Origin of the sequence: Actinomycetospora aeridis, assembly GCF_037400275.1 — a bacterium.
GTDB lineage: Bacteria > Actinomycetota > Actinomycetes > Mycobacteriales > Pseudonocardiaceae > Actinomycetospora > Actinomycetospora aeridis.
In genome coordinates, this window is sequence record NZ_JBBEGL010000001.1 from 1,013,886 (window position 1) to 1,037,484 (window position 23,599).

Sequence of the window (23,599 nt, forward strand, 5' to 3'; positions counted from 1 at the left end):
GCCTCACGCTGACGGGAGGACGTCCGCCACGAGCCCGTTGAACACCTCCGGCAGCTCGAGGTTGGTGAGGTGCCCGGTGCGGGGGAGGACCGCGAGCCCCGCGTCCGGCAACGTCGCGGCGAGCACGAGGTTGGCGTCCAGGGCGTCGCGGTCGGTGTCGCCGACGACGAGCAGGGTCGGCACGGTCATCGTCGCGAGCTCGTCGCGCAGCGTGTAGATCGAGGGCCGCGCGGCCTGCACGCCGCGCATGGTCAGGGCCGCGCCGGTCGGGTTGTGCTCGGCGAGGATCCGCAGGTGCTCGTCGTGGGCGGCGGGGTCGCGGCGGCGCAGCGGCTGCCGGGAGGCGCGGTTCCCGTAGTCGGCGGCGACCGCGGCGCTGCCGTCGCGCAGGTAGGCGTCGGCCAGCGCGAGCGCGTCGGCGCGGAAGGCCTCCGTCTGCTCCGGGGGCGCGCCGTAGCCGCAGCCCGCGACGACGAGGGCGACGCAGCGCCCGGGGTGGCGCAGCCCGAGGTGCAGGGTCGCGAACCCGCCCATGGAGTTGCCGACGACGACGGCGCGCTCGATCCCCAGGTCGTCGAGCACCGCGACGGCGTCGGCGACGGCGTGGTCCTGCGAGTAGGCGGCGGGGTCGGTCGGCACGGCCGAGGGCGGGTAGCCGCGCGCGTCGTAGGTGACGCAGCGGTACTGGTCCGCGAAGTGTGCGACCTGCGGCGCCCACGAGCGGTGGTCGCCGCCGAACTCGTGCAGGAACAGGATCGGTGGCGCGTCCTCGGGCCCGTGCACCTGGACCGCCAGCTCGACACCGTCGGGAGTGATCACGGCGTCTACTTCACACCACCGCGTCGCTTCGGATCCCAGGCGAGCTCGAGGTTGCGGATGATCGCCGGGGAGTACATGCAGCGCGCCTGGCCGACGGCGAGGTTGGCCATGTAGTGCCGGAAGGTCTCGAGCGGCTCGACGCCGACCCGCATCTGGGTGCGGTTCGCGTTGACGCCGACCGACCCGGTCGCGGTGAGGGCGTCGACGGCGTCGTCGATCGCCGCCTGCATCCCGGCCTCGTCGGCGGCGAGGTCGTCGACGATGAGGCGGCCCTCGGGGGAGTCGACGTCGATGTCGCGGTTGAAGAAGATCCCCTGGCGGGCGACCTTCTCGCCGACGAAGCGGGGCAGGCGCATGTTCCCGCAGCCGGGCAGGAAGCCCTCGCGCCGTGCCGGGAGGTTGACGTAGGCGCCGGACCGGGCGACGACGCGGTCCATGACCAGCAGGAACTGGCAGCCCCCGCCGATGGCGAAGGTGTCGACGGCGGCGATCCACGGCTTCTCGTGGCGCCGCTCGACGATGCTGACCTCGCCCGCTCCGAGGCTGTGGCCGCGGTACCACTTGGTGATCAGCCCGAGCTCGCGCTCGACGAAGAACTCGATCAGCGAGACCTCGCCGTGGTAGAGCCGGGTGAGGTTGACGCCGGTGTCGAAGACGCGGCGTCCCGCGTAGCGCGGGTGCCGGGCCTCGTCGCCGCGCAGGACACCGACCTCGATCCGCTCGTCGAGCAGGACGAGGTCGGTGGCGGTCTCCATCGCCGCGGTCGACTCGTCGTCCTCGGCGTTGAGGTACTTGTGGTGCGCGATCGTCAGGTGCCCGACGGTGCCGTCACGCTCGAGCCGGCACGTCCCGAGGTCGACCCGACCGGTCTCCCGGAAGTGGTCGAGCAGGTCGAGCGCCTCGCGGCGCGGCTGGGCCATGGCGTGCATCAGGTGGTAGCCGGTGCGCGCGTCGTCGAGGACGCGGGACAGGAAGATTCCCTGGTCGACCTCCCGGCCCTCCTTGTCCTTCTGCGGGTGCCGGCGCTCGGCGGCGATGCGCTCGCGGGTCGGGGTCAGGCCCGGCACCAGCTCGGCGGCTGCGTACGTGAGCTCCGCGGCGCGCAGCGTCCGGGTGGCGCCGTCGGTGAGGGCGTCGTACACGGCGCCGAGGTGGTGGTCGAGGAAGCCCTCGCGCGCCGCGCGGCCCCGCTCGAGCAGCGTCGTGGCCTGCTCCTGCTGGCTCTCGGTCCGCTCGGGCCGGGGAGGCAGCTCGTCGAGGTCGGCGTCGAGCGCGCCGAGGCGCTCGGAGAGCAGGGCGGCGTCGCGCGCGAAGGTCACGACGTCGCCTCCGAACGGGACCGCCGGGCGGCGTCCTCGACGGCGTCGACGATGCCCACGTAGCCGGTGCAGCGGCAGATGTTGCCGGCCATCTCCGCGCGGATCCGCTCGCGACCAGGGTCGGGATCGGTCTCCAGGAGATGGGCCGCGGTCATGAGCATTCCGGGCGTGCAGGCGCCGCACTGCAGCCCGTGGCACCGCGAGAACGCCTCCTGCAGCGGGTGCAGCGTGCCGTCGTCGGCGGCGAGGCCCTCGACGGTCGCGACCTCGGCGTCGTCGGCCTGCACCGCGAACATGAGGCAGGCGCGGGCGGGCAGGCCGTCGACGAGGACCGTGCACGCGCCGCACACCCCGTGCTCGCAGCCGACGTGGGTGCCGGTCAGGCCGAGGTCCTCGCGCAGCGCGTCGGACAGGGTGCGGCGGGGTTCGACGTCGACGCGGTGCCGCTCGCCGTTGACCGTCAGCGTGATCTTCATGCCGGCTCCCGGACGGGCTGGGGACGCCCGGCGAGGTCCGCGAGCGCCCGGAGGGTCATCTGTTCGGTGAGCGCACGGCGGTACCCGGCGCAGCCGTGGAGGTCGGAGGCCGGGTCGACGTCGTCGGCGGCGGCCGCGGCGAGGAGGGCGACGTGGTCGTCGGAGATCTCGTCGCCCACGTGGTCGAGGTCGCCGGCGTCGACGAGGTGGGGCACACCGGCGACGCCGCCGACGGCCACGCGCACCCGGTCGCCGAAGCGCGCGGCGGCGACCGCGACGACGGCGAAGTCGCCGTGGCGCCGCGCGAACTCCGCGAAGCCCCAGGCGTCGGGCACCGGCAGCTCGACGCCGGTGATCATCTCGTTCTCGCCGACGGCGCTCTGCAGCGCGCCGACGAACAGGTCGTCGGCGCCGACGCGCCGCGATCCCGCGGGGCCGGCGACGTGCACCGCGCCGTCGCAGGCGCGCAGCACCGCGGGCAGCTCCGCCGACGGGTCGGCGTGCGCGAGGCTGCCGCCGAGCGTCCCGCGGCTGCGGATGGCGGTGTGCCCGATCCAGCGGGCGGCCTCGGCGGCGAGGGGATGGAGGGCCTGGCCGGCGAGCGCGAGGTGGCGGACCAGCGCGCCGGCCTGCAGCACCCCGTCGCGCCGCTCGAGAGAGTCCAGCCCGGGGACCCGGTTGACGTCGACGAGCACCGACGGCCGCGCCAGGCGCAGCGCGAGGACCGGCACCAGGCTCTGGCCTCCGGCGAGGATCTTGCCCTCGTCGTCGGCGGCCTGCAGGGCGGCCACGGCGTCGGCGACGTCGGTCGCGCGGTGGTAGGAGAACGGCGGGCACTTCATCGCTGCACCAGCTCCCAGACCCGGGCGGGGGTGACGGGTAGGTCGTCGACCTCGACGCCCAGCGCGTCGGCGACCGCTCCGGCCACCACGGCGTTCGGCGCGAGCGTGCCGCCCTCGCCGACCCCGCGGACGCCCGTCGGGTTCGCGGCCGGGGTGCTCACGTGCCCGATCCGCAGCTCGGGGATCTCGCCGGCGGTCGGCATGAGGTAGTCGAGCAGCGTCCCGGTGGAGAGGTTGCCGGCGTCGTCGTACACGAGGTGCTCGTACATGGCGCCGCCGATGCCCTGGGCGATCGAGCCGGCGATCTGGCCGTCGACGATCACGGGGTGGACGATCCGGCCGGCGTCCTCGACGCAGACCCAGTCCAGGATCCCGATCTCGCCGGTGGCGGGGTCGATCTCGAGGGCGGCGATCTGGGCGCCGGCGGCGAACGCCCCGCGGATCGGGTCGTAGAACCTCGTCCCCTCCAGCCCGGGTTCGAAGCCCTCGGGCAGGCGGTCGGACTGCAGGTAGGCGACCCGGGCGACCTCGGCCAGCGAGATGATCGGCTTCTCCTGGCCGGCCATGTGGATCTGCCCGCCGCGCAGGTCGAGCTCCTCGACCGGCGCCTCCTTCAGCGCGGCGGCCAGCGCGAGGACCTGCCCGCGGACGTGCTCGCCCGCGAGGTGCGCCGCGCCGCCGCTGATCACAGCCTGGCGCGACGAGAAGGCCCCGAAGCCCCACAGCGAGGAGTCGGTGTCGCCGTAGCGGACCTCGACGTCGTCGTAGTCGACGCCGAGGGCGTCGGCGACGACCTGCGCCATCGTCGTCTCGAGGCCCTGGCCCTGGGAGGTGACGCCGGAGAACACCGTGACCGCGCCGTCGGGGTTGATCCGCACGGTGCAGGCGTCGTGGCCGGTGCGGAACGCCATGCGGGGCCCGGCGGACGCGGCGCGGCCCAGGCCGGTGAGCTCGTTGTAGACGCCGACGCCGATGCCGAGCGGGCGCCCGCCCTCGACGCGACGCCGGGTCTGCTCGGCGCGCCAGCGGTCGAGGTCGAAGGTGGCGACGGCCTTGTCGAGACAGGCCTCGTAGGCGCCGGAGTCGTCGACCAGCCGCGACGGCATCCGGTAGGGCACGTCGGCCGGAAGGATGAGGTTCCGGCGCCGCAGGGCGATCGGGTCCATGCCGAGCGCGCGGGCGCCCGAGTCCATCAGCGCCTCCATCGCGAACACCGTCGACGGACGCGCGACGCCGCGGTACGGCCCGGACGGGCTGGTGTTGGTGGCGACGCCGCGGACGGTGCACGTGTAGTGCGCGAGCTTGTACGGCCCGGTGAGCAGGCCACCGGCCATGAGGGGCTCGATGCCCGCGGTCCAGGGGTAGACGGAGTAGGCGCCGGCGTTGCACCACGCGTCGGCGCTCACCGCGAGCAGCTCGCCGTCGGCGGCGAACCCCGCGCGCAGCACGTAGCGGTGGTCGCGGGCGTGGGTGGCCGCGAGCAGGTGCTCGACGCGGTCCTCGACCCACTTGAGCGGGACGCCGGGCATCGCCATCGCCATGAGGCAGAGCGCGACGTCCTCGGGGTAGAGCACCGCCTTGACGCCGAACCCGCCGCCGACGTCGGGGGCGATGACGCGGATGTTGCCCTCGGGCAGGTCGAGCAGCTCGGCGAGCTGGGTGCGCACGATGTAGGGCACCTGGGTGCCCGACCAGAACGTCAGCCTGCGATCTTCGTATCGGGCGACGCCGGCGCGGCACTCGATGGGGTTGCCGCCGTGGCGGTTGGTGGTCAGTTCGCGGTCGACGACGACGTGCGCCTCGGCCAGCGCGGCGTCGGCGTCGCCCGCGCGGAAGGTCCGGGAGAGCAGGACGTTGTCCGGCGCCTCGTCGTGCACGGGGTGCTCGGGCTCCACCCAGGCGCAGACCGTCGGCGGCAGCGGGTCGTAGTCCACGACGACCGCCTCGGCGCCGTCCTCGGCGAGGTAGCGGTCGGCGGCGACGACGGCGGCGACGGCCTCGCCGGCGAAGCGCACCTTCCCGCGTGCCAGGGGCGGCTGGTCGGTCTCGACGTAGCCGGGCAGGGCGGACTGCGCGCGCAGCGCGACCGGCGCGATCGCCGGGTGCTCGCCGGTGAACACCGCCGACACCCCGTCGACCTCGAGCGCCTCGGCCACGTCGACCCCGGTGATGCGGCCGTGCGCGACCGGGCTGCGCACGAACGCGACGTGGCGCATGCGCGGCAGCGCGAGGTCGGAGACGAAGCGTCCGCGCCCGGTGAGCAGGCGCACGTCCTCCTTGCGGCGCACCGAGGTGCCGCTGGCGGGGGCGTGCTGGTCGTCGGGCGTCATGGCACCACTCATGGCATCGCGAAGCCGCCGTTGACCGACACGACCTGGCCCGTGGTCCAGGACGAGCACGGCGAGGCCAGCAGCAGGATCGTCGGGGTCACGTCCTCGGGGCGCCCGAGGCGGCGCAGCGGGTAGAGCGCGGTGATCTTCTTCAGGCGCTCGTCGTCGGTGCCGCCCGCGTGGTCGGAGAAGCGGTCGGTCTGCACCAGCCCGATCGAGACGGCGTTGGCGCGGATGCCGTGGCGCGCGAGCTCCTTGGCCAGCGACTTCGTCAGCCCGAGGGTCGAGCTGCGGGCGGTCGCAGTGACGGTGAGCCCGGACTCGCCGACCCGCCCCGAGTCGCCCATGAGCGACACGATCGCGCCGCCGCCGTGCTCGGCCATGCGCCGGACGACGGCGTGGGAGATGCGCACCGTGCCGGTGACGGTCACGTCGATCTCGGCGGCGAACTCGTCGGCGTCGCGCTCGAGGAAGCGCCCGCGGCTGGTCACCGCCGCGTTGTTGACGAGCACGCCGATCGGCCCGAGCTCGGCCTCCACGGTCGTGACCGCACGCGTGACCGCCGCGTCGTCACGGGTGTCGACGGCGACCGCGATCGCCTTCACCCCCGCGGCGCGCGCGGCCTCGGCCGCCTCCTCGGCGCCGGCGGACGAGGTGTTGTAGCCGAAGGCGACCTGGGCGCCCTCGGCCGCGAACCCCTCGCCGATCGCGCGGCCGAGGCCCTGCCCGGCCCCCGTGACGAGCACGGTGGTGCCGGCGAGCTGCAGATCCATGGGGCTCCTTCTAGGAGATGACGACGCGGCGCCGGTCGCCGAAGGTGACGATCCGGCCGACGGCGAGTCCGGGCAGGTGGGCGGGGACGACGAGGTCGTCGGTGTCGGCGACCTCGTCGGCGATGCGGTTGCGCATCGCCCGCGCGGCGACCGGGTCGACGTCGAACACGGCCTCCCAGTCGGGCTCCTCGAGCTCGACGACCGAGTGCGCGACATCCCCGATGAGCAGGGCGCGCTCCCCGTGGCTGGAGACGACGTAGCTGGTCGAGCCGGGCGTGTGACCGGGCGTGGGGCGGGCGTCGAGGCCGGGGGCGACGGTGTGCTCGGCGTCGAAGGTCGCAAGGCGCTCGCGCAGCGGGGCGAGCTTGCGCACCGCGCCGGGGTCGGCGTCGGCCGCCTCGACGAAGTGGGCCCAGTCGGCCGCGTGCACGCGGTAGGTCGCGCGGTCGAAGACGACCTGCCCCTTGCTGGTCGCCCAGCCGACGTGGTCGAAGTGCAGATGGGTGAAGACGACGTCGGTGACGTCGCCGGGTGCGACGCCGTGCGCGTCGAGGGCGTCGAGGAACCCGCCGCCCGCGTAGTGGTCGTTGTGGATGCGCCCCACGCCGGCGTCGACGAGCACGACGCGGTCGCCGGTGCGCAGCAGGAAGCCGCCGAGGGTCAGCTCGAGGTTCCCGTCGGCGTCGAGGTGCTCGGGGTGGCAGGCCCACCGGTCGCCGCCGCCGGGCGCGGAGAGCACCTCGCGGGCCTGCTCCCGCCCCGTCCCGTCGACGATCGGGAGGACCTCGAGGTCGCCGACCTTCACGCCGGGGCCTTCTCGCCGCTGAGCAGCCGCGCGAGCTCGAAGCGCTTGATCTTCCCGGAGCCCGTGCGCGGGATGACGTCGACGAGGTGGAAGGCGACGGGGACCTTGAACCCCGTCAGGTGCTCCCGGCAGTGCGCCGCCACCGCGTCCAGGTCCGGGTCGCCGACCACGAAGGCCACCGGCTCCTCCCCGAGGTCGGGGTGCGCGCGGCCGACGACGGCGGCGTCGCCCACCCCGGGCGCCCGCAGGAGCACGGCCTCGATCTCGGCGGGGTAGATGTTCTCGCCGCCCCGGATGATCATCTCCTTCGTGCGGCCGGAGATCGTCAGGTAGCCGTTCGCGTCGGCGCGCGCGAGGTCGCCGGTGCGGTACCAGCCGTCGACGAGGACGTCGGCGGTCTGCTCGGGGCGGTTCCAGTAGCCGCGCATGACGCCCGGTCCGCGCACCCACAGTTCGCCCTCGCCGCCGGGCGGCGCGTCGGTGCCGGTGGCGGGGTCCACCAGCCGGACCGCGAGCCCGGGCAGCGGCAGCCCGCACGACCCGTACGGCCGCGTCCCGTGCGGCCAGTTCATCGCGACCATCGTCGAGGTCTCGGTGATGCCGTAGCCGTCGAGCAGCGGCACGCCGAACACCTGCTCGAAGGTCTCGTTCACCGACGCGGGCAGGATCGCGCCGGCGGAGACCGCCATCCGGAGCCGGTGCCGTGGGCGGTGGCCGGCGGCCTGCAGCAGATAGGAGAAGTGCGTCGGGACCCCGGGCAGGACCGTGTAGCCGTCGCCGAGCATCTCGAGGATCCGGGTGGGGGAGAAGCGCGGCAGGATGCGCTCGCTCGCCCCCGTCGCGACGATCCCGAGCACGCACATGTCCAGGGCGTAGGAGTGGAACAGCGGCAGCCCCGAGAGCACGGTCTCGCCGGGCCCGAGGCCGACGATCGGCGCCCAGCACGCGGCGACCACCCACAGGCAGCTGCGCAGGCTCAGCTCGACGCCCTTGGGACGCCCGGTGGTGCCGGACGTGTAGAGCATGAACGCCGTGACGTCGAGGTCGGTGGGGTCGGGCGCCGGGGTCGGGGGCTCGTCGGCGACGAGGTCCTCGTAGTCCCCGCCGACGACGATCGCGGTGACGTCCGGGCCCAGGAGTCCGGCGTGCGCCACGTCGGTGACCACGACGCGGGCGCCGCAGTCGGCGAGCATGTAGGCGAGCTCGGCGGGCGCGGCGTCCGGGTTGAGGCACACCGCGACCGCGCCGGCCCGGGGGATCGCCAGGTAGGTCTCGGCGGTCTCGACGGCGTTGGCCATCACCATCGCGACCCGGTCGCCGGGACGGACGCCGCGGGCGGCGAGGTGGCCGGCGAGCCGGCGGGTGGTGGTCGCGAGCCGCCGCCACGACACGTCACGGGCGTCGTCGGCGAAGGCGACGTCGTCGGGCCGGGCGGCCGCGTGGCCGTCGAGCAGCTCGTGCACGGGCCGGATCACCTCGGTACGCAGCATCGCGCCTCCCAAGCTGATGAGCGCTCGTTAGTTTGACCGTAGCGAGCACCACAAGGATCGGACAAGACTCACGAGCGCTCGTTCGCCGTGCCACCATGAGCCGGTGGTGACCCGGGCCGGCCTCAACCCCGACGTCGTCCTCGACGCGGCCCTGACGCTGTTCGCGCGCCGCGGCTACCACGGGACGGCGCTCAGCGAGATCGCCGAGACGCTGCAGGTGCGGACGCCCAGCCTCTACAACCACATGGGCTCGAAGCACGACCTGCTGCTGCGGATCGTCGACCGCACGACGGCGGGCGTGCTCGACGACTTCCACCGCGTGCTCGACCCGGACGATCCGCCTGCCGAGCAGCTGCGCCGCGCCACCCGCGTCTACGCCCACCGCCACGCCACGCACCGCCGCGAGGCCCTCGTCGTCAATCGCGACACCAGCAGCCTCTCCGAGCCCGCCATCGGTGAGATGCAGGCCCGCCGGCGCGAGCACGAGCACGCCCTGCGCGCGGTGATCGCCCGGGGCGTCGAGGCGGGCGACTTCCACGTCGAGTCGCCCGCGCTCGCCTCGTTCGCGATCCGCGAGCTGTGCGTGAGCATCGCGCGCTGGTTCTCCGACGACGGCGCGCTGACCGCCGAGGAGGTCGCGGACCAGTACAGCGGGTTCGCGCTCAGGATCGTGGGCGCGTCCTAGCTCTGCGGCTGTTCCTCCGCAGGAGCTCCCACGCCCCGGTGCACCACAGCGCCCACGCGACGAGCACCGGCTGGAACAGCAGGCGCACCCCGCGCGCCGCGTCGGTGTCGAGACCGAAGGCGGACCGGCCCTCGACGAACTGGGCGACGTTGCCCGGGAAGATCGCCACGAAGAAGGCCGCGACGACGAGCCCGACGAGCGCGCGGTGGCGCACGAGCGCGACGAGGGCGAGCCCGAGGACGATCTCGACGACCCCGGAGACGACGACCACCGCGTCGGCGTCGGCGGGGAACCAGGTCGGTACCTGCGCGCGGAAGGCGTCGCGCGCCACGGTGAGGTGCGCGGTCCCGGCGACGAGCAGGAAGAGCCCGAGCAGGATGCGGGCGGCGCCCCGGATCACTCGACCTCCCCGCGGAACAGGGTGAACAGCGCGCGCGTGAGCACCTGGTGGCTCTCGTCGTCGAGCCGGGCGCGCAGGCGGTCGTCCACCTCGGCGATGATCGCCATGGCGGTGCGTTGCAGGCGTGTGCCCTCGGGCGTGACGTGCAGCTCGGCGGTGCGGCCGCGGCCCGGGTCGGTGTCGCGGGCGACGGCGCCGCGCGCCTCGAGGGCCGCCAGCGTGGCCTGCATGCTCTGCGGTGTCACTCCTGCCCGGCGGGCGAGCTCGCTGTAGGACAGGCCGGGGTTCGGCGCGAGGTGGCCGAGCGCGGAGAGGTGGCGCAGCGCGATCCCCTCGTTCTTCAGGGCGCCCTCGACCTCCTCGCGGATCCGCCGCCCCAGGGCCATGAGCAGGAACGCGGCGCTCGCGGGCGGCGGCGTCTCGCTCACGGGCACACCTCCGGGACGGGCGGGGTTACAGTCACACTGTAAGCAGTTACAGTCCGACTGAAACCAAGGAGGCGGCATGCGCGTGCAGATCGTGCTGTTCGACGGGTTCGACCCCCTCGACGTCCTCGGGCCGTTCGAGGTCTTCCACGCGGGCGGTGGCTTCTCCGGCGGGGCGGTGACCGTCGAGCTCGTCAGCGTCGAGGGGCCCCGCGAGGTGCCGAGCGGGCTCCCCGCGGTCTCCCTCACGGCGACCGCGACGCTCGATCCCGCGGTCGCCGACCTCGTCGTCGTGCCCGGTGCCGCGGGCTCGCTCTCGCTGGACCCCGCCGTCGAGGGGAGCGTCGCGGCGCTCCTGGGACGCGCCGGCTCGGGTCCGCTGACGCCCGCGCTGCGCGACGCCGTCGGGCGCGCGGGCACGGTCGTCGCGACGGTGTGCGGCGGGTCGCTGCTCGTCGCCCACGCGGGCCTCGCCGACCACCGGCCGCTGGTGACCCACGAGCGCGGCGCCGACCTCGCCGGCACCGCCGCCCTGCCCGTCGACGCCCGCGTCGTCGACGACGGCGACCTCGTCAGCGCCGGCAACGTCACCTCCGGCATCGACATGGCGCTCTACCTGCTCGAGCGCGAGATCGGCCCGCAGGTCGCCCACGCCGTCGAGGGCCTCATGTGCCACGAGCGGCGGGGCACGGTGTGGCGGGCCACCGGGGCCGCGGTGGCGGTGGCGTGAACGCCGTCCTGCTCTCGGTCCACGTCCTCGCGGCGATCATCGCGATCGGCCCGGTGTGCGTCGCGACCAGCATGTTCCCTCCGGAGGCGCGCCGGGCCCTGGACGACGAGCCGGGCGCGGTCTCCCGCCTGCCGGTGCTCGCGCGGATCTGCCGGACCTACGCGCTCGTCGGCATCGCGGTCCCGGTGTTCGGGCTGGCGACGGCGTCGTCGATGGGCGTGCTGGGCGAGCCGTGGGTGCTCGTGTCGATCGTCCTCACCCTCACGGCGGCCGGGGTCCTCGCGGGCGTGGTCCTGCCGCGCCAGAAGGTGCTGCTCGAGGGGGCCGGCCCCCGCGAGGTGCTCGTCGCCGCGACCGGCCGGCTCGCCGCCGCCACCGGCGTGTTCAACCTGCTGTGGGCCGTGGTGACGGTGCTGATGATCGTGCGCCCGGGTTCCTCGACGGGCGTGTGACCGACGCGGATCTCACGGCGAACGCATCGCTCGACCGGGCGGGTCGTTGTCTCTCCGTGACCAGACGAACGCGCACGGCGTCCGGCGGCTTCGCCCCGTACGTCCTCGCCGCCGTGGGCATCTTCCTGTTCGCGCTGCTCGTGGTGACCGGTGCGGAGCTGGTCATCGGCCACCCGCTCTCGGGTGGGAGCGCCGGCGAGACGACCATGGGCGCGCTGTTCGTGACACCTGACGACTGATCCGCCCCCACGCGGAGATCAGCAGGCTGAAAGGCACTGTCGATCAGCGGTCAGCGGTGCTTTTCGGACTGCTGATCTCCGACACGCCGTGGTTCAGGGCGTCGGCGAGAACACCGCCCACACCTGGCCAGGCTCGGCGCCCTCGCGCACCCGGAGCTCGTACCCGCGCCGGCGCGCGATCTCCTCGGCCTCGGCGCGGTTGACGCTGCGGATGCTCAGGCCGACCGTCCGGTCGCGCAGGACCAGCGTCGCGAGCTGCTGGTCGAGCCGGCCCATCTCGAACCCGGCCGTCCACTGATCGGTTGCCTCGTCCATCCCGCGACCTCCCTCGTCCTCGTTGCCCGCCAAGTGTTGACCCTGTCGAGCCTCGATGTCTACAGTCGTCGCCGTCAGATATATCAGTTGGCAACGTTGAGGATCGCCGGATGTCGATCACTGTCGCCCCCGGGGCCCGCACCACCCTGGTGCTGGACCGCTCGCTGCTCGAGGCCGACCCGGAGGTCGCCGCCGCGGTCGCCGGCGAGCTGCGCCGGCAGGACCGGACGCTCGAGATGATCGCGAGCGAGAACTTCGCGCCGCTCGCGGTGATGCAGGCGCAGGGGTCGGTCCTCACCAACAAGTACGCCGAGGGCTACCCGGGGCGGCGCTACTACGGCGGCTGCGAGCACGTCGACGTCGTCGAGCAGCTCGCCATCGACCGGCTGAAGGCCCTCTTCGGCGCCGAGTTCGCCAACGTGCAGCCCCACTCCGGCGCGCAGGCGAACGCCGCCGTCATGGCCGCGCTCCTCGAGCCGGGCGACACGATCCTCGGCCTCGCACTGGCGCATGGCGGCCACCTCACCCACGGGATGCACCTCAACTTCTCGGGGCGCCTCTACGACGTCGCCGCCTACCACGTCCGCGCCGACGACCACCGCGTCGACATGGCCGAGGTCGAGGCCCTGGCCCACGAGCGCCGCCCGAAGCTGATCATCGCTGGCTGGTCGGCGTACCCGCGCCAGCAGGACTTCGCGGAGTTCCGCCGCATCGCCGACGAGGTCGGCGCCTGGTTCATGGTCGACATGGCGCACTTCGCGGGGCTCGTCGCCGCGGGCCTGCACCCCTCGCCGGTGCCGCATGCGCACGTCGTCACCTCGACGACGCACAAGACGCTCGGCGGCCCGCGTGGTGGCGTGATCCTCTCGGCCGACACGGCGCTCGCGAAGAAGCTGAACTCCAGCGTCTTCCCCGGCCAGCAGGGCGGCCCGCTCGAGCACGTCATCGCCGCCAAGGCGGTGGCGTTCAAGCTCGCGGGCGAGCCCGAGTTCCGCGACCGCCAGGCCCGCACCCTCGCCGGTGCCCGCATCCTCGCTGCCCGGATCCTGGACGACCGCCTGCTCGCCGAGCGCGGCGTCGGCGTCGTCTCCGGCGGCACCGACGTGCACCTCGTCCTGGTCGACCTGCGCGACTCCGAGCTCGACGGGAAGCAGGCCGAGGACCGCCTGCACCGGGTCGGCATCACCGTCAACCGCAACGCGGTCCCCTTCGACCCGCGCCCGCCGATGGTCAGCTCCGGCGTCCGCATCGGCACCGCCGCGCTCGCCGCGCGCGGCTTCGACGCCGACGACTTCGTGATCGTCAGCGACGTGATCGCCCGGGCCCTGCGCCCGCAGGTCACCGACACCGAGCTGGACGCGCTCGCCGAGCGTGTCGCCGCCCTCGCCGCCCGCCACCCCCTCTACCCGGAGCTGCAGGCATGACGACTCCAGGCACCACAGCACCGAACCCCCCGGGCGCCCACCTGCCCGAGCACCCCGACCACCTCTGGACCGACGCCGAGCCGAAGAAGGTCTACGACGTCGTCGTCGTGGGCGGAGGCGGCCACGGCCTCGCGACCGCGCACTACCTCGCGAAGAACCACGGCATCACCAACGTCGCGGTGCTCGAGAAGGGCTGGCTCGCGGGCGGCAACATGGCCCGCAACACCACCCTGATCCGCTCGAACTACCTGTGGGACGAGTCGGCGGGCATCTACGAGCACGCCCTCAAGCTGTGGGAGGGCCTCGAGGAGGACCTCGGCTACCCGATCCTGTTCAGCCAGCGCGGCGTGCTCAACCTCGCCCACACCGAGCAGGACGTCCGCGACTCGGTGCGCCGTGTCGAGGCGAACCGGCTCAACGGGATCGACGCCGAGTGGCTCGGGCCCGACGAGGTCGCGAAGATCTGCCCGATCGTCAACGTCTCGGCGGACATCCGTTACCCGGTCCAGGGGGCGACGTTCCAGCCGCGGGCCGGTATCGCGAAGCACGACTACGTCGCCTGGGGCTTCGCCCGCCGCGCGAGCGAGGCCGGCATCGACATCATCCAGAACTGCGAGGTCACCGGCTTCGTCCGCGACGGGGACCGCGTCACCGGCGTGCACACCACCCGCGGCACCATCGCCGCCGGCACCGTCGCCCTCTGCGCGGCGGGACACACCTCGACGCTGCTCGACATGCTCGGCGTGCGCGCGCCGCTGCAGTCGCACCCGCTGCAGGCCCTCGTCTCCGAGCTCCTCGAGCCCGTGCACCCGACGATCGTCATGTCGAACGCGGTGCACGTGTACGTGTCGCAGGCGCACAAGGGCGAGCTCGTCATGGGCGCCGGCGTCGACAGCTACAACGGCTACGGCCAGCGCGGCGCGTTCCACATCATCGAGCGCCAGATGGCCGCGGCCGTCGAGCTGTTCCCGGTGTTCGCCCGCGCCCACCTGCTGCGCAGCTGGGCCGGGATCGTCGACGTCACCCCGGACGCGAGCCCGATCGTCGGCGCCACGCCCTACGAGAACGTCTTCCTCAACTGCGGCTGGGGCACCGGCGGCTTCAAGGCGACACCCGGGCTGGGCTGGGCGTTCGCCGACACCGTCGCCCACGGCCGCCCCCACCCCCTCGTCGCGCCGTTCGGCCTCGACCGCTTCGTCACCGGAGCCCTCGTCGACGAGCACGGCGCCGCCGCCGTGGCGCACTGAAGGAGCCCCGCATGCAACTCATCGCCTGCCCCTGGTGCGGCCCCCGCGAGGAGACCGAGTTCTCCTTCGGCGGCCAGGCCGGAGTGGCCTACCCCGAGCACCCCGCCTCGCTGACCGACGAGCAGTGGGCGCACTTCGTGTTCTTCCGCGACAACCCCAAGGGCCCCGCCGCCGAGCGCTGGGTGCACGCCGCGGGGTGCCGACGCTGGTTCACCGCCGTCCGCGACACCCGCACCCACCGGTTCCTCACCACCCCGGAGCTGACCTCATGAGCCGCGTCGCCGGGTACGGCCGCGTCGACCGCCGCGGCACCGTCACCATCACGGTCGACGGCACCCCGTACACCGGGCACCCCGGCGACACCGTCGCCTCGGTGCTGCTCGCCCACGACGCCCGCCCGCAGACCACCAGCGTCAAGTACGGGCGCCCGCGCGGGATCACGTCGTCGTGGACCGAGGACCCGACCGGCCTGATCCAGGTCGAGGAGCCGTTCCCGGAGCCGATGCTGCTCGCCGCGACGGTCGAGGCCACCGACGGCCTCGTCGTGCGGGGGGTCAACGGCCAGGGCCGCCTCGCCGAGGTGCCCGACACCGCCCGCTACGACCGGCGGCACCACCACTGCGACGTGCTCGTCGTCGGCGCCGGCCCCGCCGGCCTCGTCGCGGCGCGCACCGCCGCCCGCGCCGGGCAGGACGTCGTGCTCGTCGACGACCGCCCGGTCGCGGGCGGGACGCTGACCGGCACCGAGACGATCGACGGCGCGCCGTCGCTCGCCTTCGTCGACGAGGTCGTCGCCGAGCTCGCGGCGCTCGGGGTCACGCACCTGCAGCGCACCACGGCGTTCGGCCACTACGACGACGGCTTCGTGCTCGCCCTGGAGCGCCGCGGCGAGACCGCGCGCACCCGCCAGCGCGTGCACCGGATCCGCGCCGGGCGCGTGGTGGTCGCGGCGGGCGCGATCGAGCGGCCGGTCGTCTTCGAGGACAACGACCGCCCCGGCGTCATGCTCGCCTCGGCCGCGCGCGACCTCCTGCACCGCCACGGCGTGCTCGCCGGCCGGGAGGTCGTCGTGTTCACCACGGACGACGCCGCCTACGCCGCGGCGGCCGACCTGGCCGACGCCGGGGCGACGGTCCGGGTCCTCGACGCCCGGGAGCGGGCACCGCAGGGCCGGCGGCAGCGGTGCGAGGAGCGCGGCATCCCGGTCGAGACCGGCACGCTCGTGCACGGCACCCGCGGCGGGGAGCGCCTGACCGCGGCCCTCGTCGGACCGGAGCGCCGGGAGGTCCCGTGCGACCTCCTGCTGGTCAGCGGCGGCTGGAACCCGACCGCGCACCTGGTCAGCCACGTCGGCGGCACCCTGGTCCACGACCCCGCGATCGGCGCGTTCCGGCCGGCGACCCCGACCCCCGACGGGGTCACCGCCGTCGGCGCCGCCAACGGCACGTTCGCGCTGGCGGACGTCCTGCGCGAGGCCGGCGGGACCGACGCGCCCGTGGCGGAACCCCCGGAGTGGCCGGAGCCGACGCTCGTGCTCTGGCGCACCGCGGGTGACCCCACGCGGCAGTTCGTGGACGTCGCGCGCGACGCGACCGTCGCCGACATGGAGCGCGCCGTCGGCGCCGGGATGACCCACCCCGAGCACGTCAAGCGGTACACGACCATCGGCACGGCGCACGACCAGGGCAAGACCTCCGGCATCCTGGCCCTCGGGATCCTCGCGGAGCTCACCGGCCGGCCGATCCAGGAGGTCGGCACCACGACCTTCCGGCCGCCCTACACCCCGGTCGCCTTCGCGGCCCTGGCCGGGCGCGAGCGCGGCGACCTGTTCGACCCGGTGCGCACCACCCCGCTGCAGGCCTGGCACGTGGCCGCGGGCGCCGAGTTCGAGGACGTCGGGCAGTGGAAGCGCGCCCGCCACTACCCGCACGCCGGCGAGGACATGACCGCCGCCGTGCTGCGCGAGTGCGCCGCGGTGCGCACGTCGGTCGGGATCATGGACGCCTCGACGCTCGGCAAGATCGACGTCCGGGGGCCCGACGCGCCGGTCCTGCTCGACCGGCTCTACACGAACATGATGTCGAGCCTGAAGGTCGGGCGCGTGCGCTACGGCGTGATGTGCGGCAACGACGGGATGGTCGTCGACGACGGCACCGTGCTGCGCCTCGCCGAGGATCGCTACCTCGTCACGACCACCACCGGCAACGCCACCCACGTCCTGGACGGGATGGAGGAGTGGCTCCAGACCGAGTGGCCCGACCTGCGGGTGCGGCTGACCTCGGTGACCGAGCAGTGGTCGATCGCCGCCGTGGCGGGCCCGCGCTCGCGGGACGTGATCGGCGCGGTCTTCCCCGACGTCGACGCGAGCAACGACGCGTTCGGCTTCATGACCTGGCAGGACACCACGCTCGACGGCGTGCCCGTGCGGCTCGCCCGCATCTCGTTCTCGGGCGAGCTCGCGTTCGAGGTGACGGTCAGCTCCTGGTACTACCCCGCGGTCTGGGAGCGGCTGCTCGAGGCCGGGCAGGAGTACGGGATCACGCCCTACGGCACCGAGACCATGCACGTCCTGCGGGCCGAGAAGGGCTACCCGATCATCGGGCAGGACACCGACGGCACCGTCTCGCCGCACGACCTCGGCATGAGCTGGGCCGTGTCGAAGAAGAAGGACGACTTCGTCGGCAAGCGCTCCTACGCGCGCCCGGAGAACCGCAACCCGCTGCGCAAGCAGCTCGTCTCGCTGCTGCCCACCGACGCCGCCACCAAGCTGCCCGAGGGCTCGCAGATCGTCGACTTCTGCGCCGACGGGGTGCTGCCCCCGGCGCCCGTGCCGATGCTCGGGCACGTCACCTCCAGCTACCACAGCGCCGCGCTCGCCCGTCCCTTCGCGCTCGCCCTGGTCAAGGGCGGGCGGGAGCGCCTCGGCGAGGTCGTCCACGTGCCCGTCGGCGACGAGCTCGTGGCCGCCCGCATCGGCGAGACCGTGCTCGTCGACCCGGAAGGAGCCCGCCGAGATGGCTGACCGCAGCCCTGGCCCGACCCTCGTCCACCCGCTCGCCGACCGCCGGGACGCCCTCGCCGCGGCCTCCGTCGGCACGGCCCTGCGGCTCGACGTCGAGGACCCCGTCGCGGCCGTCGACCTGCGCGTGGACCCGGCCGGTAGCGGGCCCGCCGCGGTCGCCGCCGCCGTCGGGGCGGCGCTGCCGACCGCACCCGACACGTGGACCGCGCTCCCGGCGGGCACCGCCGTGCGCCTCGGCCCCGACGAGTGGCTGCTCACGAGCGCCACCGCACGCCCCGAGGGCTGGGAGTTCCACGTCGACGAGACGGCGAGCGCCCACGGCGGCATGGCCGTCGACGTCTCCGCGCAGCGCACGAGCCTTCGCGTGCGGGGGACCGCCGCCCGCGAGCTGCTCGCGTTCGGTTGCGCGCTCGACCTGCGCCCCGCCGCGTTCCCGCGCGGCCGGTGTGCCCAGACCCTCCTCGGCCTGGCCGCCGTGCTGCTCGTGGCACACGACGTCGACGACCTCGCCGTGATCGTCCGCAGTTCCTTCGCCGGCTACGTCGCCGACTGGCTCGTCGACGCCGCCGCCGAGTTCCAGCCCTGATCCACCCACCCCGTTCCCGCGTGGAGACGCCATGAGCACCACACCCCGCGTCGTCGTCATCGGAGCCGGGATCGTCGGCGCCAACCTGGCCGACGAGCTCACCGGCCGCGGCTGGACCGACGTCACCGTCCTCGACCAGGGCCCGCTGCCGCTCCCGGGCGGGTCGACCTCCCACGCGCCCGGCCTGGTGTTCCAGACCAACGCGTCGAAGACGATGAGCGAGTTCGCCTCCTACACCGTCGAGAAGTTCCTCGCCCTGGACGTCGACGGCCAGTGGTGCTTCAACCAGGTCGGCGGCCTCGAGGTCGCCACCACCCCGGAGCGGCTCGCCGACCTGCACCGCAAGCAGGGCTGGGCCACCGCACGCGGCATCCCGGCACAGGTCGTCGACGTCGACGAGTGCGCGCGGCTGCACCCGCTGATGGACCCCACCCGCATCCTCGGCGGGCTGCACACGCCGACCGACGGGCTCGCCAAGGCGTCGCGTGCCGTCACCGCGCTGATCCGCCGGGCCGAGTCGCGCGGCGCGGTGTTCCGCGGCTCGACACGCGTCACCGGCGTGGCGCAGGCCGGCGGGCGCGTCACCGGCGTCGAGACCGACCAGGGCCTGGTGCCCGCCGACGTCGTCGTGTCGTGCGCCGGGTTCTGGGGACAGGCGATCGGCGACATGGTCGGGATGCGCGTGCCGCTGCTGCCGCTCGCGCACCAGTACGTCTTCACCGGCCAGGTGCCCGACCTCGCCGGACGCAACGACGAGGCGATCGAGGCCCGGCTGCCGATCCTGCGCCACCAGGACCAGGACCTGTACTACCGCGAGCACCACGACCGCATCGGCATCGGCTCCTACGCGCACCGCCCCATGCCGGTGTCGCTGGGCGAGCTGCCCGAGGTCGACGACGTCAGCGACAGCCGCCAGCCCTCGATGCTGCCGTTCACCGAGGAGGACTTCGCGCCCCAGTGGGAGCAGAGCCGCCTGCTGCTGCCCTCGCTGAACGACTCGAAGATCGACCACGGCTTCAACGGCATCTTCTCGTTCACCCCCGACGGCGGGCCGCTGATCGGGGAGTCGGCGGACGTCGCCGGCTTCTGGATCGCCGAGGCCGTGTGGGTCACCCACTCCGCCGGGGTCGCGCGCAGCGTCGCGCAGCTGCTGATCGACGGCCGCAGCGAGATCGAGCTGCACGGGTGCTCGGTGCACCGCTTCGAGGAGTTCCAGCTCGCCGACGACTACGTCGCCGAGACCTCGCAGCAGAACTTCGTCGAGATCTACGACGTCGTGCACCCGCTGCAGCCGAAGCTCTCGCCCCGCGAGGTGCGGACGAGCCCCTTCCACGCGCGGCAGACCGACCTCGGCGCGGTGTTCCTCGAGGCGCGCGGCTGGGAGCGCCCGCAGTGGTACGCGGCCAACGCCCCGCTGGTCGCCGAGCTGCCCACCGAGTGGCTGCCGCCGACGCGCGACGCGTGGTCGGCGCGGTTCCACTCGCCGATCGCCGCGGTGGAGGCGTGGAAGACCCGGACCGCGGTGGCGATGTACGACATGACGTCGCTGACCCGGATCGAGGTGTCGGGGCCGGGCGCGTGCGCGATGCTCGACCGCCTGACCACCGGGAAGATGGACAAGTCGGTCGGGTCGGTGACCTACACGCTGGCGCTCGACGAGGCCGGCGGCATCCGCAGCGACCTCACCGTCGCCCGGCTCGGCCCGGAGCTCTTCCAGGTCGGGGCGAACGGGCCGCTGGACCTCGATCTCCTGCGGCGCGCCGCAGGAGACGCCGGCGACGTCACCGTCCGGGACATCTCCGGCGGCACCTGCTGCATCGGCGTCTGGGGCCCGCTCGCCCGCGACCTCGTGCAGCCGCTGACCCCGGCCGACCTCTCGCACGAGGGGCTGAAGTTCTTCCGGTGCGTGCAGACCGAGATCGGCGGCGTCCCGGTGACCGCGATGCGCCTGTCCTACGTCGGCGAGCTCGGCTGGGAGATCTACACGACCGCCGAGTACGGGCAGCGGCTCTGGGACGTGCTGTGGCGGGCCGGCCAGGCGCACGGCGTCGTCGCCGCGGGGCGGGCGGCGTTCACCAGCCTCCGGCTGGAGAAGGGCTACCGCAGCTGGGGCACCGACATGACCACCGAGCACTCGCCGTACGAGGCGGGCCTGGGCTTCGCGGTACGGCCGTCCACGAAGGGCGACTTCGTCGGCCGTGCGGCGGTCACCGCCGACGGCGCCCAGGACGTGGCGCGGTCGCTGACCTGCCTGACGGTCGACGACGGGCGCAGCGTCGTGCTCGGTCACGAGCCGGTGCTCGTCGACGGCGAGCCCTCGGGCTACGTGACCTCGGCGGCGTTCGGGCACACCATCGGGCGGCCGATCGCCTACGCGTGGCTGCCCGCAGGACTCGAGCCGGGGACCCCCGTAGAGATTCAGTACTTCGGGCACCCCGTCCGGGCGACGGTCGCGAGCGAACCGCTCGTCGACCCCGAGATGGCGCGGATCCGACGCTGAAGACGGCGGCGGGCGGAGACGCAAGGGCGGACGTCCCCGTGGGAGGCGTTGTGCGCAGCGACACGCTCGATCAGGTCCTGGAGTCCCTGGCGTCGTCCGGGCCGGGTGGCCGGGGAGCGGCCGCCCTGCACGCCGCGGTCGGCGTCGCCCTCCTCGCCCGGGTGCGGGGCTCCGGGCCCGGGGCCGAGGAACTGCAGGAGGCCGCGCGGCGGTTCGCCGGCGCCGAGGCCGCCGACCCCGTGGGCGCCGCCCGCCACGCGGTGCGCGTCATCGAGCTGGCCGAGCGGGCGCTGGACCTCGCGGAGACCCTGCGCACGGGCGACCGGGTGCTGGTCAGCGACGTGGCCGCGGCCGCGGAGGCCCTGCGCGCGGCCGTCGGGACGGCGCGCGTCGAGGTCGAGGTGCACCTCGCCGGCATCACCGACCCCGTGGTGCGCGAGGAGCTCCTGCTCGCCATCGACCCCGTCGACGACGTCGTCCTGCGCGCGGCGAAGGTGACCGCCGTCGTGCGGGAGCAGCTGCTGCGCTGACCGGCCCATGTGAGCGAACTTCGGTGCTATGGCACCGAAGTTCGCTCACATACGTCAGATGACCGAGCGGATCGCCTTCTCGAAGCCCTGCACGTGCTGGCGGGCGCGGCGGGCGGCGACGTCGGCCTCGCCGTCGGCGATGGTGCGCAGCAGGCCCGCGTGCTCCTCGACGTGGGAGACGAAGTCGTGCATGCGGTCGAGGAACAGGCAGAAGATGCGCGTCGCCAGGTTGTCGTAGCGCACCAGGGTGTCCTCGAGGTGCGGGTTGCCGGCGGCGCGGTAGATCGCGCGGTGCACCCGCATGTCCCAGCGCATCAGCTCCTCGCGCGAGAGCTCGGGGACGTCGAGACGCTCGGTGGCGTCGGCGAGCAGGGCGAGCTCCTCGCGCACCGCCGCCGACGCGCTCTCCGCGGCCCGGCGCGCGGCCAGGGGCTCGAGCTGCACACGGATGTCGGAGATGTAGGCGAGGTCGGTGATGTCGACGGCCGTCGCGAACGTGCCGCGGCGGGCGTAGGAGACGACCAGGCGGTCGACCTCGAGCCGCTTGAGCGCCTCGCGCACCGGCGTGCGGCCCACCTCCAGCGACTCCACCAGCGCGACCTCGTCGATCGGCGCCATCGGCGGGATCTCCAGCATGATCAGCTTGTCCTGGATCGCGGCGTAGGCGCGCTCGGACAGCGACAGCGGGGGGCTGGTCTCCTGCTCGTCCGGGAGAACGGTCATGCGCGGAGCGTACAACAAGGCGATCACGTCTTCTCCTCTGTCGACCGTATTGATATACTAGTTCAACATCAAACGCTCGACACAGCCCCTCGGGGGTGCTCATGGCCATCTCGGTGTTCGACCTGTTCAAGGTCGGGATCGGCCCGTCCAGCTCGCACACGGTCGGCCCGATGCGCGCCGCCTTCCTCTTCGCTGCGCGCCTGCGCGACACCGACCGCCTGCACGACGTCGCGTCCGTCCGCGCCGAGCTCTTCGGCTCGCTGGGGGCCACCGGTCACGGGCACGGCAGCGTCACGGCGGTCGTCCTCGGCCTGTGCGGCGAGCAGCCCCACCTGGTCGACCCCGTGGAGGCCGGGCCGCTGGTCGCGGCGGCCCGCGCCGAGGGCCGCATCGCCCTGGCCGGCAAGCACGCGATCGACTTCTCCGTCGACGACGACGTCGTGCTCCACCGCACCCGGCGGCTGCCCTTCCACAGCAACGGCATGGTCTTCACCGCCCGCGACGCCTCCGGTGCCGTGCTCGAGCGCCGGGAGTACTACTCGGTCGGCGGCGGGTTCGTGCTCGACGAGGACGAGACGGGCGAGCCGGTGCTGCGCGAGGACGCGACCCCGGAGCGCCACCCCTTCGCCTCCGGCGACGAGCTCGTCGCGATCGCCCGCGCCCACGGCCTGCGGATCAGCGACGTCGTCCTCGCCAACGAGCGGGCCTGGCGCCCGGAGGCCGAGACCCGCGCCGGGCTGCTGCACCTGTGGTCGGTGATGCGCGAGTGCGTCGAGCGCGGCTGCTCCACCGAGGGCGTGCTGCCCGGTGGCCTGCGCGTCCGGCGGCGCGCGCCCGACCTGCGCCGGCGCCTCGACGCCGAGGCCTGCGCCGCGAACGACATGGAGCGGGTGACGCTCGACGCCCTCGCGGTCAACGAGGAGAACGCCGCCGGCGGCCGCGTCGTCACCGCGCCCACCAACGGGGCCGCCGGGATCGTGCCCGCGGTGCTGCGCCACGCGGCCCGCGCGCTGCCGGCGTTCGACGACGACGCCGCCGTGCGCTTCCTGCTCACCGCGGGCGCGGTCGGGCTGTTGTTCAAGCGCAACGCCTCGATCTCGGGCGCCGAGGTCGGGTGCCAGGGCGAGGTCGGCTCGGCGTGCTCCATGGCCGCCGCCGGGTTCGCCGAGCTGCTCGGGGGCTCGCCCGCGCAGGTCGAGAACGCCGCCGAGATCGGCATCGAGCACAACCTCGGCCTGACCTGCGACCCCGTCGGTGGGCTCGTGCAGATCCCCTGCATCGAGCGCAACGCCGTCGCGTCGGTCAAGGCGATCACCGCGGCCCGCATGGCGGTGCGCGGCGACGGCATCCACCACGTCTCGCTCGACAAGGCGATCAAGACGATGCGGGAGACGGGTGCCGACATGAAGGTCAAGTACAAGGAGACGGCCCGCGGCGGGCTCGCTCTCAACATCGTCGAGTGCTGAC

General features: G+C 74.0%; 24 protein-coding genes. 12 read left to right on the forward strand and 12 right to left on the reverse strand.

Translation table 11 applies throughout. The features are described 5' to 3' along the window. Positions 1-3: 3 nt before the first annotated feature. The 8 genes from WCD41_RS04740 to WCD41_RS04775 are packed head-to-tail and all read right to left on the reverse strand — an operon-like array spanning position 4 to position 8,854. Positions 4-819, reverse strand: coding sequence for an alpha/beta fold hydrolase (locus WCD41_RS04740; protein ID WP_337712209.1), 816 nt, complete (start codon positions 817-819; stop codon positions 4-6). Positions 820-824: 5 nt separating this feature from the next. After that, the gene (locus WCD41_RS04745; RefSeq protein ID WP_337712210.1) at positions 825-2,138 is read right to left on the reverse strand and encodes an enoyl-CoA hydratase/isomerase family protein; all 1,314 of its coding nucleotides are present in this window, start codon (positions 2,136-2,138) and stop codon (positions 825-827) included. After that, a complete protein-coding gene (locus WCD41_RS04750; protein ID WP_337712211.1) occupies positions 2,135-2,614 on the reverse strand; it encodes a (2Fe-2S)-binding protein in 480 nt (159 codons plus the stop codon). The genes WCD41_RS04745 and WCD41_RS04750 overlap by 4 nt, the downstream gene beginning before the upstream one ends. Continuing rightward, positions 2,611-3,456, reverse strand: coding sequence for an FAD binding domain-containing protein (locus tag WCD41_RS04755; protein ID WP_337712212.1), 846 nt, complete (start codon positions 3,454-3,456; stop codon positions 2,611-2,613). The genes WCD41_RS04750 and WCD41_RS04755 overlap by 4 nt, the downstream gene beginning before the upstream one ends. Beyond that, entirely contained in the window at positions 3,453-5,786 is a 2,334-nt protein-coding gene (locus WCD41_RS04760; RefSeq protein ID WP_337712213.1) for a xanthine dehydrogenase family protein molybdopterin-binding subunit, read from the reverse strand. The genes WCD41_RS04755 and WCD41_RS04760 overlap by 4 nt, the downstream gene beginning before the upstream one ends. Positions 5,787-5,794: 8 nt before the next feature. After that, positions 5,795-6,559 (reverse strand): SDR family NAD(P)-dependent oxidoreductase, encoded by a 765-nt coding sequence (locus WCD41_RS04765; protein WP_337712214.1) that lies wholly within the window; start codon positions 6,557-6,559, stop codon positions 5,795-5,797. 10 nt (positions 6,560-6,569) lie between these two features. Next, positions 6,570-7,364, reverse strand: a complete 795-nt coding sequence (locus tag WCD41_RS04770) for an MBL fold metallo-hydrolase (RefSeq protein WP_337712215.1) — start codon at positions 7,362-7,364, stop codon at positions 6,570-6,572. Further along, on the reverse strand, positions 7,361-8,854 hold the full coding sequence (locus WCD41_RS04775; protein WP_337712216.1) for a class I adenylate-forming enzyme family protein: 1,494 nt from the start codon (positions 8,852-8,854) through the stop codon (positions 7,361-7,363). The genes WCD41_RS04770 and WCD41_RS04775 overlap by 4 nt, the downstream gene beginning before the upstream one ends. A 103-nt stretch (positions 8,855-8,957) precedes the next feature. On the opposite strand from WCD41_RS04775, the gene WCD41_RS04780 reads away from it, so the two are divergent. Further along, a complete protein-coding gene (locus WCD41_RS04780) occupies positions 8,958-9,539 on the forward strand; it encodes a TetR/AcrR family transcriptional regulator (RefSeq protein ID WP_337712217.1) in 582 nt (193 codons plus the stop codon). On the opposite strand, the gene WCD41_RS04785 is transcribed toward WCD41_RS04780, so the two are convergent. After that, positions 9,517-9,939 (reverse strand): DoxX family protein, encoded by a 423-nt coding sequence (locus tag WCD41_RS04785; protein WP_337712218.1) that lies wholly within the window; start codon positions 9,937-9,939, stop codon positions 9,517-9,519. The two genes, WCD41_RS04780 and WCD41_RS04785, sit on opposite strands and share 23 nt — an antisense overlap. Continuing rightward, on the reverse strand, positions 9,936-10,367 hold the full coding sequence (locus WCD41_RS04790) for a MarR family winged helix-turn-helix transcriptional regulator (protein WP_337712219.1): 432 nt from the start codon (positions 10,365-10,367) through the stop codon (positions 9,936-9,938). The genes WCD41_RS04785 and WCD41_RS04790 overlap by 4 nt, the downstream gene beginning before the upstream one ends. 76 nt (positions 10,368-10,443) lie before the next feature. Between WCD41_RS04790 and WCD41_RS04795 the strand changes: the two genes are divergently transcribed. From WCD41_RS04795 to WCD41_RS04805, 3 genes are read left to right on the forward strand one after another with little or no spacing between them, the layout of a single operon-like run. Next, complete coding sequence (locus tag WCD41_RS04795; protein WP_337712220.1) at positions 10,444-11,094, forward strand: DJ-1/PfpI family protein; 651 nt, start codon at positions 10,444-10,446, stop codon at positions 11,092-11,094. After that, on the forward strand, positions 11,091-11,546 hold the full coding sequence (locus tag WCD41_RS04800; RefSeq protein WP_337712221.1) for a hypothetical protein: 456 nt from the start codon (positions 11,091-11,093) through the stop codon (positions 11,544-11,546). The genes WCD41_RS04795 and WCD41_RS04800 overlap by 4 nt, the downstream gene beginning before the upstream one ends. Positions 11,547-11,602: 56 nt before the next feature. Next, positions 11,603-11,785 carry a hypothetical protein gene (locus WCD41_RS04805; protein WP_337712222.1) on the forward strand — a complete coding sequence of 61 codons (183 nt, stop codon included), beginning with the start codon at positions 11,603-11,605 and terminating at the stop codon, positions 11,783-11,785. A gap of 93 nt (positions 11,786-11,878) precedes the next feature. On the opposite strand, the gene WCD41_RS04810 is transcribed toward WCD41_RS04805, so the two are convergent. Next, positions 11,879-12,100: a hypothetical protein gene (locus WCD41_RS04810; protein WP_337712223.1), complete on the reverse strand. Its 222-nt coding sequence runs from the start codon at positions 12,098-12,100 to the stop codon at positions 11,879-11,881. Between the two features lie 110 nt (positions 12,101-12,210). Here WCD41_RS04810 and glyA point away from each other — a divergent pair, with 110 nt between their 5' ends. The 7 genes from glyA to WCD41_RS04845 are packed head-to-tail and all read left to right on the forward strand — an operon-like array spanning position 12,211 to position 21,409. Beyond that, positions 12,211-13,524 carry a serine hydroxymethyltransferase gene (glyA, locus tag WCD41_RS04815; RefSeq protein WP_337712224.1) on the forward strand — a complete coding sequence of 438 codons (1,314 nt, stop codon included), beginning with the start codon at positions 12,211-12,213 and terminating at the stop codon, positions 13,522-13,524. Continuing rightward, positions 13,521-14,771, forward strand: a complete 1,251-nt coding sequence (locus WCD41_RS04820; RefSeq protein ID WP_337712225.1) for a sarcosine oxidase subunit beta family protein — start codon at positions 13,521-13,523, stop codon at positions 14,769-14,771. The genes glyA and WCD41_RS04820 overlap by 4 nt, the downstream gene beginning before the upstream one ends. Before the next feature lie 11 nt (positions 14,772-14,782). Further along, complete coding sequence (locus WCD41_RS04825; RefSeq protein ID WP_337712226.1) at positions 14,783-15,043, forward strand: sarcosine oxidase subunit delta; 261 nt, start codon at positions 14,783-14,785, stop codon at positions 15,041-15,043. Then, positions 15,040-17,793: a 2Fe-2S iron-sulfur cluster-binding protein gene (locus WCD41_RS04830; RefSeq protein ID WP_337712227.1), complete on the forward strand. Its 2,754-nt coding sequence runs from the start codon at positions 15,040-15,042 to the stop codon at positions 17,791-17,793. Before WCD41_RS04825 ends, WCD41_RS04830 begins: the two co-directional genes overlap by 4 nt. Further along, entirely contained in the window at positions 17,786-18,379 is a 594-nt protein-coding gene (locus WCD41_RS04835; protein ID WP_337712228.1) for a sarcosine oxidase subunit gamma, read from the forward strand. Before WCD41_RS04830 ends, WCD41_RS04835 begins: the two co-directional genes overlap by 8 nt. A 31-nt stretch (positions 18,380-18,410) precedes the next feature. Continuing rightward, positions 18,411-20,879, forward strand: coding sequence for a GcvT family protein (locus tag WCD41_RS04840; RefSeq protein ID WP_337712229.1), 2,469 nt, complete (start codon positions 18,411-18,413; stop codon positions 20,877-20,879). A 38-nt stretch (positions 20,880-20,917) separates the two neighbouring features. Continuing rightward, a complete protein-coding gene (locus tag WCD41_RS04845) occupies positions 20,918-21,409 on the forward strand; it encodes a cyclodeaminase/cyclohydrolase family protein (RefSeq protein ID WP_337712230.1) in 492 nt (163 codons plus the stop codon). Positions 21,410-21,463: 54 nt separating this feature from the next. Here the strand turns inward: WCD41_RS04845 and WCD41_RS04850 are convergent, their stop codons facing one another. Further along, the gene (locus WCD41_RS04850; RefSeq protein WP_337712231.1) at positions 21,464-22,132 is read right to left on the reverse strand and encodes a GntR family transcriptional regulator; all 669 of its coding nucleotides are present in this window, start codon (positions 22,130-22,132) and stop codon (positions 21,464-21,466) included. Between the two features lie 101 nt (positions 22,133-22,233). On the opposite strand from WCD41_RS04850, the gene WCD41_RS04855 reads away from it, so the two are divergent. Further along, positions 22,234-23,598 carry an L-serine ammonia-lyase gene (locus WCD41_RS04855; RefSeq protein ID WP_337712232.1) on the forward strand — a complete coding sequence of 455 codons (1,365 nt, stop codon included), beginning with the start codon at positions 22,234-22,236 and terminating at the stop codon, positions 23,596-23,598. Position 23,599: the final 1 nt, after the last annotated feature.

Coding starts and splice junctions, on each gene's coding strand:
- WCD41_RS04750 (WP_337712211.1), bottom strand. CDS start 2,614: ATGAAGATCACGCTGACGGTCAACGGCGAGCGGCACCGCGTCGACGTC.
- WCD41_RS04755 (WP_337712212.1), bottom strand. CDS start 3,456: ATGAAGTGCCCGCCGTTCTCCTACCACCGCGCGACCGACGTCGCCGAC.
- WCD41_RS04760 (WP_337712213.1), bottom strand. CDS start 5,786: ATGACGCCCGACGACCAGCACGCCCCCGCCAGCGGCACCTCGGTGCGC.
- WCD41_RS04765 (WP_337712214.1), bottom strand. CDS start 6,559: ATGGATCTGCAGCTCGCCGGCACCACCGTGCTCGTCACGGGGGCCGGG.
- WCD41_RS04775 (WP_337712216.1), bottom strand. CDS start 8,854: ATGCTGCGTACCGAGGTGATCCGGCCCGTGCACGAGCTGCTCGACGGC.
- WCD41_RS04795 (WP_337712220.1), top strand. CDS start 10,444: ATGCGCGTGCAGATCGTGCTGTTCGACGGGTTCGACCCCCTCGACGTC.
- WCD41_RS04810 (WP_337712223.1), bottom strand. CDS start 12,100: ATGGACGAGGCAACCGATCAGTGGACGGCCGGGTTCGAGATGGGCCGG.
- glyA (WP_337712224.1), top strand. CDS start 12,211: ATGTCGATCACTGTCGCCCCCGGGGCCCGCACCACCCTGGTGCTGGAC.
- WCD41_RS04820 (WP_337712225.1), top strand. CDS start 13,521: ATGACGACTCCAGGCACCACAGCACCGAACCCCCCGGGCGCCCACCTG.
- WCD41_RS04825 (WP_337712226.1), top strand. CDS start 14,783: ATGCAACTCATCGCCTGCCCCTGGTGCGGCCCCCGCGAGGAGACCGAG.
- WCD41_RS04830 (WP_337712227.1), top strand. CDS start 15,040: ATGAGCCGCGTCGCCGGGTACGGCCGCGTCGACCGCCGCGGCACCGTC.
- WCD41_RS04835 (WP_337712228.1), top strand. CDS start 17,786: ATGGCTGACCGCAGCCCTGGCCCGACCCTCGTCCACCCGCTCGCCGAC.
- WCD41_RS04840 (WP_337712229.1), top strand. CDS start 18,411: ATGAGCACCACACCCCGCGTCGTCGTCATCGGAGCCGGGATCGTCGGC.
- WCD41_RS04850 (WP_337712231.1), bottom strand. CDS start 22,132: ATGACCGTTCTCCCGGACGAGCAGGAGACCAGCCCCCCGCTGTCGCTG.
- WCD41_RS04855 (WP_337712232.1), top strand. CDS start 22,234: ATGGCCATCTCGGTGTTCGACCTGTTCAAGGTCGGGATCGGCCCGTCC.